12 protein-coding genes are annotated in these 14,225 nt (G+C 43.0%); all 12 read right to left on the bottom strand.

Annotation, left to right across the window (positions count from 1 at the left end; all coding sequences use genetic code 11):
* Nucleotides 1-44: 44 nt before the first annotated feature.
* Nucleotides 45-1,397, bottom strand: coding sequence for a UDP-N-acetylmuramoyl-L-alanine--D-glutamate ligase (gene murD / locus B5X77_RS12645; RefSeq protein WP_079508347.1), 1,353 nt, complete (start codon nt 1,395-1,397; stop codon nt 45-47).
* Nucleotides 1,398-2,372, bottom strand: a complete 975-nt coding sequence (gene mraY / locus B5X77_RS12640; RefSeq protein WP_079508346.1) for a phospho-N-acetylmuramoyl-pentapeptide-transferase — start codon at nt 2,370-2,372, stop codon at nt 1,398-1,400.
* A 1-nt stretch (nt 2,373) separates the two neighbouring features.
* Nucleotides 2,374-2,823: a hypothetical protein gene (locus tag B5X77_RS12635; protein WP_079508345.1), complete on the bottom strand. Its 450-nt coding sequence runs from the start codon at nt 2,821-2,823 to the stop codon at nt 2,374-2,376.
* A gap of 1 nt (nt 2,824) precedes the next feature.
* The gene (locus B5X77_RS12630; protein WP_079508344.1) at nt 2,825-4,285 is read right to left on the bottom strand and encodes a UDP-N-acetylmuramoyl-L-alanyl-D-glutamate--2,6-diaminopimelate ligase; all 1,461 of its coding nucleotides are present in this window, start codon (nt 4,283-4,285) and stop codon (nt 2,825-2,827) included.
* A 176-nt stretch (nt 4,286-4,461) separates the two neighbouring features.
* Nucleotides 4,462-6,375 (bottom strand): stage V sporulation protein D, encoded by a 1,914-nt coding sequence (locus B5X77_RS12625; RefSeq protein WP_079508343.1) that lies wholly within the window; start codon nt 6,373-6,375, stop codon nt 4,462-4,464.
* Nucleotides 6,376-6,765: 390 nt separating this feature from the next.
* Nucleotides 6,766-8,979: a penicillin-binding protein gene (locus B5X77_RS12620; RefSeq protein WP_079508342.1), complete on the bottom strand. Its 2,214-nt coding sequence runs from the start codon at nt 8,977-8,979 to the stop codon at nt 6,766-6,768.
* On the bottom strand, nt 8,979-9,338 hold the full coding sequence (gene ftsL / locus B5X77_RS12615; protein WP_306807353.1) for a cell division protein FtsL: 360 nt from the start codon (nt 9,336-9,338) through the stop codon (nt 8,979-8,981). Before ftsL ends, B5X77_RS12620 begins: the two co-directional genes overlap by 1 nt.
* A 24-nt stretch (nt 9,339-9,362) precedes the next feature.
* The gene (gene rsmH / locus B5X77_RS12610; protein ID WP_079508340.1) at nt 9,363-10,301 is read right to left on the bottom strand and encodes a 16S rRNA (cytosine(1402)-N(4))-methyltransferase RsmH; all 939 of its coding nucleotides are present in this window, start codon (nt 10,299-10,301) and stop codon (nt 9,363-9,365) included.
* Between the two features lie 57 nt (nt 10,302-10,358).
* Nucleotides 10,359-10,790, bottom strand: coding sequence for a division/cell wall cluster transcriptional repressor MraZ (mraZ, locus tag B5X77_RS12605; RefSeq protein ID WP_041965510.1), 432 nt, complete (start codon nt 10,788-10,790; stop codon nt 10,359-10,361).
* Between the two features lie 294 nt (nt 10,791-11,084).
* The gene (gene bshC / locus B5X77_RS12600) at nt 11,085-12,719 is read right to left on the bottom strand and encodes a bacillithiol biosynthesis cysteine-adding enzyme BshC (protein WP_079508339.1); all 1,635 of its coding nucleotides are present in this window, start codon (nt 12,717-12,719) and stop codon (nt 11,085-11,087) included.
* A 206-nt stretch (nt 12,720-12,925) separates the two neighbouring features.
* Nucleotides 12,926-13,315, bottom strand: coding sequence for a DUF3397 domain-containing protein (locus tag B5X77_RS12595; protein ID WP_079508338.1), 390 nt, complete (start codon nt 13,313-13,315; stop codon nt 12,926-12,928).
* Entirely contained in the window at nt 13,315-14,211 is an 897-nt protein-coding gene (locus tag B5X77_RS12590; protein WP_079508337.1) for a 2-dehydropantoate 2-reductase, read from the bottom strand. The genes B5X77_RS12595 and B5X77_RS12590 overlap by 1 nt, the downstream gene beginning before the upstream one ends.
* Nucleotides 14,212-14,225: the final 14 nt, after the last annotated feature.

Below are 14,225 nucleotides of genomic sequence, written 5' to 3'. Positions count from 1 at the left end.
GCGGAAGGCCAGGCAGCCAAAGTCATGCTGTTCAAGACAAGCCCTTACTTAAGCTTATGCACTGCCTCGATAAACATGTCTCCCCTGACCTCAAAAGTTTTATATTGGTCCCAGCTGGCACATGCCGGTGAGAGCAGGATGACATCGCCGGGGTCTGAATGTTCAAATGCAACGGGAACGGCTTTTTCCACATTATCGACGCGGAGGATCGTTTTTATTCCCGCCTCCTGTCCAGCCTGTCCCACTTTTTCAGCAGTTTGTCCAAAAGTTATTAATACTTTGACGTTTTTTAGTGATGGCACAAGTTCATCAAAGGAATTGCCCCTGTCCAGTCCGCCAGCAAGCAATACAATCGGCGCATCAAAAGCTGCCAGTGCATTTTCTGTTGCGAGTATATTCGTTGCTTTTGAGTCATTATAAAATTTTCGTCCATCTAAATTTGTGACGTATTGAAGCCTGTGCCGAACACCTGCAAAGGATGTAAGCACCTTGACAATCGCATCCTGATTTCCGCCGGAGAGCAGTGCCGCAGCCACAGCCGATAAAATATTCTCAAGATTATGCTTGCCCGGCAATACAATATCCTTCGTTTCGATAATCTGCTCACCATTGAAGCAAACCCAGCCTTCTTTCACAGATGCCCCTGTGTCCAGTACTTTTTTCGTTGAAAAAGGAACGATTTTAGCTTTTGAAGTACGGGCAATATCCATAACTTCTTCCTGGTCTGCGTTAACGATGAAGTAATCCTCTTCTGTCTGGTTTTTCGTGATCAGCGCTTTCGCTGCAACATATTCATCCCTCGTACCGTGATAATCAAGATGAGCATCGTACAGGTTAGTGATGATGGCAATCCGCGGCCTAAATTGGTCGATTCCCATTAATTGAAAAGATGAAAGTTCAATGACTATCGTATTCTCCTCTGTAGCTTCCTGGGCAACACCGGAGGCAACCGTTCCAATATTCCCCGCAATCATTGGCTTTTTATTGCCCGCTTCGAGCATTTCAAAGATCAGCGTTGTTGTGGTTGTTTTTCCGTTTGTACCCGTGATTCCTACAAGAGGGGCTTCAGAAACCTGGTAGGCCAGTTCAACCTCAGTAATAATCGGTATTCCATTTTCTATAGCCTTTTGGATCATAGGATTATGGTAAGGGATCCCAGGATTCTTGACGACCAGCTCAAAACCTTCGTCCATCAATTCGATTGGATGGCTTCCGCAGACAACCTTGATTCCCTGTTCCAAAAGCGCTTGTGCTTCCGGATTTTCTGACAAAGGCTTGCTGTCATTGACTGTAACAAAAGCTCCTAGTTTATGTAGCAGAGCAGCGGCACTGACTCCACTCTTGGCAAGGCCAAGTACAAGAATTTTTTTATGTTGATATGTTTTAATATGTTTCATCTAGATCCACACCTCAATATAAATTCCAAGGATTGCGAATAGGAGGCCAACAGTCCAGAATGTGACAACAACCCGCCATTCAGACCAGCCAATCAATTCATAGTGGTGATGAAGCGGGCTCATCCTGAAAATCCTTTTTCCTGTTGTTTTAAATGAAATAACCTGGAGGATAACAGACAATGTTTCAATGACAAAAATGCCGCCTATGATGATCAGGATTATTTCAAGCTTTGCCAGGATTGCAACAGTTGCAATCGCACCGCCCAAAGCAAGTGAACCGGTATCTCCCATGAACACTTTCGCAGGGTGTGCATTGAATACAAGAAAACCTAAAACAGCTCCGACAACCGCCACTGAAAAGATCGACAGCTCGTATTGCGATTGGCTCCAGGCCAGTACAGCAAAAGCACCAAATGCAATCGCTGCGGTACCGGAAACCAGCCCGTCAAGCCCGTCCGTCAGGTTAACGGCATTTGAGAAACCCACCATCCAGAAAATAATGAAAAGTGCGTATCCCCACCCGAGGTCAAAAGAAATATCCGTTAAAGGGATGCTGATTTCTGTTGAAAAATCACTTTGCTGGAAAATGAAATAAAAAATGACGGAAATAATGATTTGGCCAAACAGTTTTTGCTTGGATGTCAATCCCAGGTTCCGTTTCATTACGACCTTGATAAAATCATCCATGAAACCGAGAAGCCCAAACCCCAATGTGACAAATAACAACAGATAAGTTTCCACAGTCGGCTGTGAGAACTTACCTGTCATGATTAGCGTAGTAATTGTAATCGAGATTAAAATCATAACGCCGCCCATTGTAGGGGTACCAGTCTTTTTCTGGTGTGATTTCGGCCCTTCTTCCCTAATACTCTGGCCAAATTTAAGCCTTCTTAAAAAAGGAATAAATACTGGTGAAAGCAGAACCGTAATTAGAAAACCCATTAATATTGTGAAAAAGATAACTTGCTCCAGCATTCTATTCCTCACCTGCCTTGCTCTGATTGCTGCCAAATGCATTGATTTTTTCGGCCATCACAGCTATATCATATGTTTCATCCGTTTGATTAAGAAGCCCTTTGTCGCTGAAAATGAATTCCGTTTTTTCCTTGGTTGCTTCGTGTTGAGTCAAATAATTCAAATATAAATTCATAATTTCCTCTAAGCCTTTCAAATTATCTTGTGTATAAAAAATGGGGAAGTGATTGGGAGCATAAGTCGGAACCTTCTCTCCTTCAGGCCAAAGAGCTGCTACGGCACCATTCGAAATGGCTTCCTGTAACGTTCCTGATTCTGATGATAAAGGAACAAACAGCCCTTTTGGCTGTCGGGCTCCAGCAAGGCTGCTTACTGATTGAAAGCGAATATTTTCATCTTTGATTCCAGTCGCTTTTGAAAACAGACTTGATACATCCTGGTATGTCAGCATATTACCTCTCCTCTATCGCCTCACGCGCAACAATCCTATCATCAAAGTCAAAAGTTCTGTCTCCAATTTGCTGATATGTTTCATGGCCCTTCCCAGCAATCAGGATCACATCTCCTGAAACGGCATTCTTAACAGCATGCTGGATGGCTTCTTTCCGATCGATAATAGAAATATAAAACTCTCCCTTTACTCCTGCTTCCATGTCTCTGATGATTTCAGCCGGATCCTCACTGCGTGGGTTATCGGAGGTGAAAATGGCGTCTGTAGAATATTCACAGGCGATTTTCGCCATGAGCGGCCGTTTCGTGCGATCACGGTCTCCACCGCAGCCGACTACACAAAAAATCCTCTTTTGCGCAAATTGCTGAACGGTCTTCAGTACATTTTCCAGACTGTCTGGAGTATGGGCGTAGTCAACAATTACGGAGAAATCCTGCCCCGCATCGACGACTTCAAATCTTCCCGAAACCCCTTTGACACTTTCAACTGATTCGATGATTGTCTCCAGGGAAACACCGGAAACAAGAGCTGCTCCAATACTTGCAAGTACATTGTAAATGCTGAATTTGCCAATCAGCTGGATGTTCACTCTTGTTACGCCAAATGGGCTGACTAAATCAAATGATGTTCCACTGGCTGTCATTGATATATTTGTTGCCTGCAGGTCGGCATGGTTGTCAATCCCATACGTCAATAAGTGGGCTGATGTCAGTAAAGCAAATTCTTCGCTGGCCGGATCATCCGCATTCAGGACAGCAAATTTCGGTTTTTCATGGTTAAAGGCATTTCCAAGCTGCGAAAACAGAAGCCCTTTAGCCTTTTTGTACTCTTCCATTGTTTTATGGTAGTCCAAATGATCCTGTGTGAGGTTCGTAAAGACAGCGACATTGTAGTCAGTACCATGAACACGGCCATAGACAAGCGCATGTGATGATACCTCCATCACGGCAGTATCGACTTTGTCGTCTACCATTTTCTTGAACGTCTTCTGGAGGGTGAGACTCTCCGGAGTTGTGTTCTTGACTTCAAAGGTTTGTTCGCCAATCTTAGTATACATCGTCCCTATCAAACCCGTTTTTTGTCCAGCATCCTTGAAAATCTTTTCAATAATGTGACTTGTCGTCGTTTTTCCGTTCGTCCCCGTAATTCCCACCATATGAAGCTTCTGGCTCGGCTGGCCGTAAAAAGCATCAGCAAGCACGGCCATTGCCCGCATTGTGTCCTTTACAACAATCACCGGGACATTAACAGGAATTTCCCTTTCAGCAAGGACAGCTGCGGCTCCATTTTTTACAGCCGATCCTGCAAAGTCATGACCATCAACTGTATATCCCTTAATACATATGAATAAACTTCCTGGAGTCACTCTTCGGTTATCATTTTCAATCGAAGTAATGTCGGGATTTTCTCCCTTGTAATCCACGAACGGGTGTAAATAACCAATCAATTCGTGTAATTTCATAAATATCAAATCCTCTCAAACAACATGGCGACTTTTATTTTACATGATTAGGCTGAATTTAGCCATTGTTGAGCTGAAAAGTCCTAGCCCTTTTTATAATAAAAAAAATGTAACCGATACCTTAAGTCCTGCATGCAAAAGCAGCGGCGGATGAAGGATCCTGCCGCCGCCTGCTATCAATCATTCATATATACCCTAATAGTTGAGCCTTCCTTGATTTTCACTCCAGGTGAAGGAAGCTGTTTGACTACTTTCTCCCCATCTCCAGCAATATCAAGTTTGAAATTGATCAGTTGCTGTCTAAGTTCTGTCTTGGATAATCCAATCAGGTCAGGCACCTCTACTAAAGGCGTATCAAGCCATGTCAATTCCTTTTCAATCTGTTCCTTTCTCGGCGGAACCTCCATCGCCCTCAGGCTATCCTCCATGATATCACCGACAATAGGAGCTGCAACAACACCGCCGAACTGGACAGTACCTTTCGGATTGTCTACTGCAACATAAATAACGATTTGCGGATCATCCGCAGGGGCAAAACCAATAAAGGAAACGATATGGTTATTTTCAAGATAACGGCCATCTTTTGCCTTTTGCGCGGTTCCTGTCTTGCCGCCAACCCTGTAAGAATCTACATAGGCATTTTTCCCGGAGCCTTTTGCAACGACACTCTCGAGCGCATGCCTGATTTCTTTAGAGGTTTCTTCGGAAATGACTCTTCTTTTCGCCTGCGGGGTCTTTTTCATGACAATCTCCCCAGAGACCGGGTCAATCAATTCTTTCGCAATATAAGGCGTATAAAGTATGCCTCCATTAACAGCTGCTGAAACGGCTGCAACTTGCTGAATCGGTGTTACGGATACACCCTGACCGAAGGCAGTAGTTGCCTGTTCAATCGGACCTACTCTGTCAAGGTTAAAAAGAATTCCTTTGCCCTCTCCCTGAAGGTCAATGCCTGTTTTCTCACCAAATCCAAAATCCTTTACATATTTAAACAGCTTTTCTTTTCCGAGTCTGTCCCCAAGCTCGACAAATCCCGGGTTACATGAATTCTCGACAACTTCCAGGAAGGACTGGCTTCCATGGCCGCCCTTCTTCCAGCATCGAATCCTCGCACCCGCCACTTCCACTGAACCAGAATCATGGAAATGATCTTTTTCAAGATTGACCTTCCCCTCTTGAAGGGCAGCCGCCAGGGTAACAATCTTAAATGTAGATCCTGGTTCATAAGTGCTCCAAATTGGCAGATTTCTGTTATATACTTCGGGAGGGACATTCCTGAAGTTTGCAGGATCAAAATCCGGCCGGCTCGACATTGCCAGGATTTCACCATTATTCGGGTTCATTGCGATTGCTATTATTCCATCGGGATTGTATTTGGCCTGGGCAATATCCAGTTCCCTCTCAACGATTGTCTGTACCCGGCTGTCGATCGTCAGCTTCAGGTCCAGCCCGTCCACCGGCGGCTCGTAATCATCTGCCATATTGTGCATCCGCTGCTGTTTGGCATCAGCATAAAATTGCACGGAACCTTTTTCCCCTTTTAATTCCTTGTCATAAAAGAGTTCCAGTCCCATCAATCCTTGGTTATCGACTCCTGCAAATCCAAGAACATGAGACAGGTAGCTTCCATATGGGTAATGCCGCTTGGAATCTTCTCCAATATAAATGCCTTTAATATCCATCGCCCTTATTTCTTTAGCTTTTTCGTGAGAGATTTTCCTTCCCTCAGGTATTCTCTCAATCATCGCTTTTTTAGTAATATGCTGATAGGCCTTTTCCTTTGGCATATTCAATGCCTTTGCCAAAAATTCAGCTGCCGCTTCCGGATCCTTAACTTGTCGTGGTACTACATAGACTGTCGGTGCACTGATATTCGTTGCCAGCGCCACACCATTCCGGTCCGTGATTTCCCCCCGCTGAGGTTCGAACGGGACATTCCTGCTCCACGAGTCCTTCGCCTTCCCTGTCAAAAAATCACCGAGCATAAATTGCACATAGCCAAGCCGGACATCTATGATGAAAAACACCAATATCCCAATCACAAGAACGAGAGCCAGCCTTTTTCTGACCGTCACATTTGATACACGCATATATTAAACGAACCTCCCCCTATAATTGTTCCGATGAAAACAAGGACACTCGTTCAAATATATGCTTGTACGATTTTGAATATAACAAGAAGTGGAGACAGGCTAAGAGTAATGTAAAAGTGCGGATTAGTTCGGACAACTATTAGATACGGCTTCGCTCTTTTGTACTAACCTGAAGTTACTCCGGATAAATTATTGAGTTATCAGCGCCTTTTTGTCTGAAGATGAAGTTACTTCTGACAAAAAAGAGAGACCGGCGTTGTTTTGTCTGAACCCTGGGGTAACTTCGGACAAAACCAGGGAGACCTGTGCTCACTTTGTCCGAATCCTAGACTCCTATAAGATCCTTGGGTGTATTAAGATGAAAATACAAAAAAACAGAGGAAGGGCTCAGCCGCCAACTTCCTCTGTTTCTTCGCTCTTTTCTTCTTTTTTCAATGAATTCTCGAATTGCTGGAGTGGTGTTTCCAACTCCACAATGAGATTTTCTCCTTCATTGATCGGTAATCCTGGTTTTAGGCTTTGTTTTGTTACATAGCCGCTGCCAGCTTTGTTTAACTTGATACCTGTTATTTGTGCGAGCTTCATAACATCCCTTAGCGACCAATCTGTCAGATCCGGGTAGGTCATGGTGCCTGAAGCTTTTATAAGGATCTTTTCTCCTTCTAAAGCCACTATATCAGCCTTTGGTGATTGCCCCTCTACTTGATTGCCATCACCTATTATCACTATTTCAAATCCTTTGGATTCAAGCAGCTTCTTTGCTTCTCCCGGCTCCATCCCCGTTATATTCGGCACCCGACTTGAATCAGCTTTTTCCATGGAGGCAGGCTTAATGTTCAGATACTGGAGACTGCTTTGCATCACTGACTTAAATATCATAGATGTTGGAATCGAGCCTTTGAAATAGTGGTCAATTTCCGGCTGCTGGACCGCGACATAGACAATCAGTTTAGGATTATCTTTAGGTGCCATTCCAAGGAATGAGAATAGATAGTCATTTGGCCCGTTTAGGTATTTACCATTTTGTGTAAGGTTAGCAGTACCTGTTTTCCCCGCAACCTTATAACCATCTATTGCATATGATTTGCCAGTACCATGCTCAGATGTTATGACTGTTTCTAGTACATCACGAACCTCTTTTGCCGTTTCAGCGGATATCGGCTGTCCAACTGACTCGGGTTCAGTTTGTTTTACTATCTTACCAGTATTCGGGTCAACTATTTTATCAATTACTCTAGGCTTCATCATGGTTCCGTCATTGGCAACAGCAGTAGCAGCCTGAATCAGCTGAATTGGAGTCACTGTAGAACCCTGGCCATATGAAGTAGTTATTTTTTCAATCGGCCACTTATACTGGATTTTTCCAACAGCTTCATTTGGCAGTTCTATTCCAGTAGGGTTATCGAATCCAAACTTCGTCAAGTATTCCCTAAATTTTTCTGTGCCGATTTTTTCATTTACCAACTTGGCAACCGCTACGTTAGATGAACGCTGAATGCCTTCAAGATAGGTAATCGTTCCCCATCCCTGACGGCCATTGTGGTCACCTATACTTCCTGATTTTTCGGTAACTTTATAGGAACCTGATTTATAGAGTTCGCCCGGATTCCATTTTTTCTCCTGAACGGCTGCAGCAAGCGTGAAAACCTTCATGGTTGAGCCCGGCTCAAGAGGAGTTTCAACAATTTCGTTATGCCAGCTGTTATCCAGGCCTTCTCTAGTTGTCGGGTGGAAGGTAGGACGCTGGGCCATTCCAAGTATTTCACCAGTTTTAGGATCGGCAACGACTGCGAGGATTTTTTTCGGCTCGTACTCCTTATCAACTCGATCGACAGCATCCTCTACAAAAGTCTGGATTTTTTTATCGATCGTTAGATAAATATCATCGCCATCCTTTGCGGGAGTCACTTTTTCTTCCGCACCGGGAAGCAGGAAGCCCCATAAGTCACTTTTAAAGGAAATGGATCCATTTTCACCAGTCAATTCATCGTTCAATGTTTTTTCCACACCAAGCTTGCCTGAGGTGATCGTTTTGTGATCCTCTGTTTCTTCCTTTTCTACAAAGCCCACCAAATGCGATGAAAATACACCGTTTGGATAGAATCTCTTTGAATCTCGTAAAAAAGTAATTCCCGGCAGCTTTTCCTCTTCAATTTCACGCTTGGTCTGATGGGTAATATCCCGGCCTGCCTTTCCGAATTCAACCTGCCAGGCTCCTTTTTTGGTCAGCCGTTTGTATATTTCCGACTCATTCATATCTATATACTTTGCCAGCACGGAGGCTGTTTTGGCTGGATCGCTGACATGCTTTGGTTTCTTTTTATTCGTTGTCACCGAATCATCTAGGATGGCGACAAGCGTATAAGAAGTAGTATCCTCAGCAACGACTTCACCTTTACGGTCAAAAATCGTGCCTCTGACAGCTTCGATTGTTTTTTCATTGGAGTATTTTTGTTGTGCCTTTGCCGCCAAAGCTTGTCCATGCACCTCACCCGTGACCTGGATGGAAACAAACCTGAAAATCAAGATAAAAAAGAGCAGGCTGAATATTACGAATAATACCGCTGCTCCTGCATTCATATTTGGCTGTTTCTTGATCATCAGTTTTCAACACCTTTAACATTGTTTTCATTCAATGTTAAGCCGAGCTTTTCTGTTACCTCTTTAATTCTTTCATAGGTACTTAACTCGCTAATCTGGACTTCAAGGTCACTATTAGTCTTTTGCTGCTCCTGAATATTGCCTTCAATGATTTGGATTTCCTTGTTGACTTCGTAAATGGCTGCTTGTTTTGATACCATGAATGTTGCACCGAAGCAGACAATTGCTCCGAAAACAAACATCAGGATTTTTTCGCCGGGCGTTAGAATCGAATTTCTTTTTGCCGGTGCTTTTGCTGGTGCCTGAACTGTACGTTGCTGCTGCTCCTGCTGCAGTTTTCTAGCCAGATTGCTCATCATTTTCCCTCCTGAAATTTTATATTTTTATTTTTTTGCTTTTTCAGCGATCCTTAACTTTGCAGACCTTGCCCGGTTGTTGAACTCGAGCTCTTCCTCTGAGGGAAGGATTGGTTTTCTGGTAATTAGTTTCAATTTTGGCTGATACTCTTCCGGAATGATTGGCAGCCCAGGTGGAAGCGGCGGTGTTTCGCTCGCTTTTTTGAGGGTGACTTTGCAAATCCTGTCCTCCAGTGAGTGGAAAGTGATGACGCTGATCCTTCCTCCAACGGCAAGAAGATCAATCGCCTGCTCTAAAGATTTTTCGAAAACGCCAAGTTCATCATTAACCGCGATCCTTACTGCCTGGAAAACTCTCTTTGCTGGATGGCCGCCTTTTCTCCTTGCTGGTGCTGGAATCGCGTCCTTAATTAACTCGACAAGTTCACCAGTCGTTTTGATAGGAGCATTTTCTCGCGCAGCTTCAATCTTCCTTGCGATCTGTTTTGAAAATTTTTCTTCTCCGTATTGGAAAAAGATTTTGACCAATTTTTCATATGGCCATGCATTAATTACATCATAAGCAGATAATGGCGCATCCTGGTCCATCCGCATATCAAGCGGGGCATCATGATGATAGCTGAAACCGCGCTCTGGCGTGTCAAGCTGGGGTGAAGATACTCCGAGATCGTAAAGAATCCCGTCCACTTCTGTAACCCCTTGATTTTCAAGCTCGTCCTTCAGGTGAAGGAAGTTGCTTTTAATGATTGTCAGCCTGTCTCCATACGGAGCAAGCTTTTCTTTCGCATTCGCAATCGCGACATCGTCCTGGTCAAACGCATATAGCTTTCCTTTGTCAGATAGCTTGGACAAAATCAATTCACTGTGGCCTGCGCCACCGAGAGTGCAATCCACGTATGTACCGTCAGGCTTGATATTGAGCCCGTCTACTGTTTCTTCCAGTAAAACTGTTGTATGTTTGAACATCATGATCCACCTTTCCAATCGAGGAGCAGGTAATATTATATCAGAATAATGTTACCCTTAAATATCAAATCCAATCATATTTTCCGCAATTTCAGCAAAAGATTCCTCAGATTCTGCGAAATAATCTTCCCAGATGGCTTTGCTCCAAATTTCAATTCGATTGGAAACCCCTAAAATCACACATTCTTTCTCAAGCTTGGCGTATTGCATCAATGGGGAGGGAATATTGACTCTCCCCTGTTTGTCAATTTCACTCTCGGTAGCACCCGAAAAGAAAAAACGGGTAAATGCACGCGCATCTTTTTTAGTCAGCGGAAGCCCTTTTAACTTTTCCTCAATCACTGACCATTCAGAAACGGGATAGCCAAATAAACACTGGTCAAGCCCACGGGTAAGAATGAACATTTCTCCCAGGTTTTCACGGACCTTGGCAGGGATGATCAATCGGCCTTTGCTATCAACATTATGATGGTATTCACCCATGAACATGCCACTACCCCCACTTTCTAAATACAATGTACCACATTCCCCCACTTTTCACCACCTTATTTTAAATATTCTCCCCACTGCCATGAAATCCTTCTAGAAATCTTAGTTTCCATGAATTTCTTTTCTGCTTTCTCATATTTTCTCCTGTTGCATTTATTTTGATAAAAGCATGGTTTCCGCCTTTTCCCATATAGCCGTTTAATCCATGATTTAAAGTAAAAAGGATGCCCTCTCTCATGCAGATAAGAACTTGCCAATAAAAAAAGCTCCATCCCATAAAGGATGAAGCCTGTATTACATTTTTATGATTTTGTGGGTTCCGTCGAACTCATAATGAAGCTTTAACAATTCCGATATCAGGTTTAGGCCGTATTTATTAAAATAGTAGAATGGGTTCCACACTCTTTCCTGCGGAGACCCGTCTGGTCTTAAGGCATTTTCTACTCTTGAGAATTTACGCAGGATATGGTCATTCTTACGGCAAATTGCATCAACAATTTTATTCTCCATGAATTCCATCTGATTTAGAAGGATGGATTCGTTCTTTTCCAGCATCGGAAACAAGACCGGGTCAATTCCGTTTGCTCTTTCGCGGATGGCTTTATATTGATCTGTCAGCATTGCTTTAGCATTTGCAAATAATTCTTCGACTTCCCGATCCTTTAGGGAGTCAATGAATCTTAGTTCATGACCGCTTGTTCCTGAAATCAAAACTTCTCTCAAGTCGAGTTTCAATTCCTCCAGATCAGATTCTATCGACCTTTCGAGTAAGGTGATGTTGAGTCTTGGAACGAGTGGAGGCATTTGGATACCGAAATGTTCGAAAACAAGTTTAAGTTCTGCCCAGTAGGCAATTTCCCCAGGACCTCCAATGAAGGCAAGCGTCGGGAACAGCCATTCCTGCATTAATGGACGTGTCACTACATTGTTGCTGAGTTTCTCTGGGAATTCGTTTGCAATCTCGACCAGTTTATCATATGTGAAGCTTACTTCCCCATTTTTACCGGCGAACCCCCCACTTTGTGGGTCAAACTGAAGCAAAATTCGCTCATTTACTTTCTCATCATAATAGAACAAATTGGCCGAGTTTTCATTTATATCAATCATATTCGAAAAACCAGCGGCTTCGGTCTTTTCCTGCTGACCCAGGACCGCTGATGTGATTTTGCGATGATTTTTTATTTGATCGATAAAATAATCTTTTTCAAGCTTTCTAAGTTCCCTATTCCCGGAATCAACAATCAGCAATCCAGAATCCTTGAAAAGGTCCATGATGATTGTTGCAAAAAAATCAACGAAGGATTCTGCATTCTTTAATGATTCAAGAACAAATGCCAGTACCTCCTTCGTGTGTTTTGTCTCACCAAAGGTTTCTACGATTCCCTCGACCCAGGAATAACACAAATCACGATTGATACAGACTTCTGAAATCATCTTCTTCTCAAGGTTCTTTTCAGGATAAACCCATTTCTCCTGCCTGTTTTCCTTCATGACGTAAACATGGTTCACTTCCTGGTAGTCGTGGTCTTCGCCTGCAATCCAGAATACAGGTACGACCGGTATACCCAGCTCATGTTCTTTCTGTTCTGCCAGCTTTATAATCGAAATTACTTTATGGATCGTATAGAGTGGTCCTGTCAGGATACCAGCCTGCTGTCCACCAATGACGGCAACGCTGTTTTCTTTTCTGAGTTTGCCGATGTTCTCAGTAATTTGATCAGACTGTGCATATCTGTTCATAAAGGACTGAATATGGTCGGCAAGCTCTGACCTCATAAAACTTCTATTTTTCAATTCATCCAGGCGATGAACATAAGCATTTTTGTCTGTAAAATTATAATGAAAGAAGCTCTGCAGTTCAGGGCTCCCAGCAAGGTAATCTGTCGCAAACCGGTTCGCGGCCGGAAGAGAGAGATTCAACATCTCCATTAAATTGTACTTCCTTTCTCGTTAACAATTTTCACTGTAATGAGTATAGCATTGTTTGAAATGAAAAGAAAAAAACTTTGCCTTTCGAAATTTCTAAAATCAAAGTTTATTAGAAATGTACAAGTATAGTACCAAAGAGGGCTTGATCTTCAAAGGCTGAAACCCCATAAAAAATACTGGACCTCTTAGACCGATCCAGCATTCAATCAAGCAAACAAAAAAGTCAGGCGCTTATACAAACCGAATAGCACAAGGATGATATAGGCCGAACTGAAAAGGAGAAAATTAAAACGCCAATAGCCCTTGAATACCTTTGGCAGGACGATTTCCTCTTTATACTGCCAGTGAATCCAGACGAATAATGCCGCCAGTCCAAACAAAATAATCAATATCAGCCACAGGAAAGATTTTTCCCAGATGGTGAGAATCAAAAAATGAACAGACAATACAAGCAAAATAGTGCTGAAGTCAATGGCCAGATTAACTGAACGCCGGTGGTTTCTTGTAATTTGCTTGGTAATGATGAACACAGCGAGGTATCCAATTATAGGGACTGTGATCAATATGGCAACCAGTGCGGAGAAGAATCCCGGCATTATGCTCCCTCCCTTTCTTGCTCCTTCCCCTTGATGCAATGATAATAGTTATGTATTAATGGAGCTTTGATATTTTTGCTTATTGATAATTCGAGCAAATAACCAAGGATGGCGTCAATCTCTGTTTGTCTGCCATTTTCTATATCCTTATACATCGACGATTGATTATTTGCCGTTTTTTCACAAACTGTTATCAAGTTCTGGAGGTACTCTTCCTGATTCTCCAGTCCAAGTACGAGGGTACACTCCGAGAACATTTGCATTAATATTTTAAAGTAAAAAGAATTGCTGATCAGCTCGCCATTCCTAACCTTAAGGATGGCAGTCAATGGATTGATAACCGCATTTACCACCAGCTTCTTGATAAGCATATCTTTATAATCATCTTCAAGAATAAATGGAAAATCAGCAGGAGCGATATTAATTAATTCTCCAAGAGGCCCTGCATCTCCTCTAAACACTGCAGTTCTGGTAACCGCGATGCCATTATGATGGACCGTGTAGTCATTTGCCCTAACTGCTCCATGTTCGACCGAACCCACATAAATAGCAGGAGCTGATATCTCCGGGAGCAACTTAATATGACCATAGCCGTTTTGCAAAAAAAGAATGCTGTTTTTCGCATTGGCCTGTATTTCTGTCATTAAGCCTGTAAGCTGATATTGCTTAACGGCAACAATCGTTAATTCCTCATTTCCCTTCCATTCCTGGATGGGGGCTGCCGGAACTTGGACGGGAGGCTGCACGATGCCTCCTTTTACAAGAGAAAGTCCCTTCTCATTGATTCGATCTGCTTGCTCCTGTGTCCTTGTATATATTGAAACATCGTTCTTGATGCTCAGGTAATAGGAAAATAATAAACCTAATGAACCGCCGCCTATTATCGCTATTTTCATAAGAACCCCTCATT

The sequence above is a fragment of the Mesobacillus jeotgali genome (assembly GCF_900166585.1).
GTDB lineage: Bacteria > Bacillota > Bacilli > Bacillales > Cytobacillaceae > Mesobacillus > Mesobacillus jeotgali_A.
The sequence above is the reverse complement of the archived record's forward strand: the minus strand, read 5'-3'. Positions and strand labels throughout refer to the sequence as shown.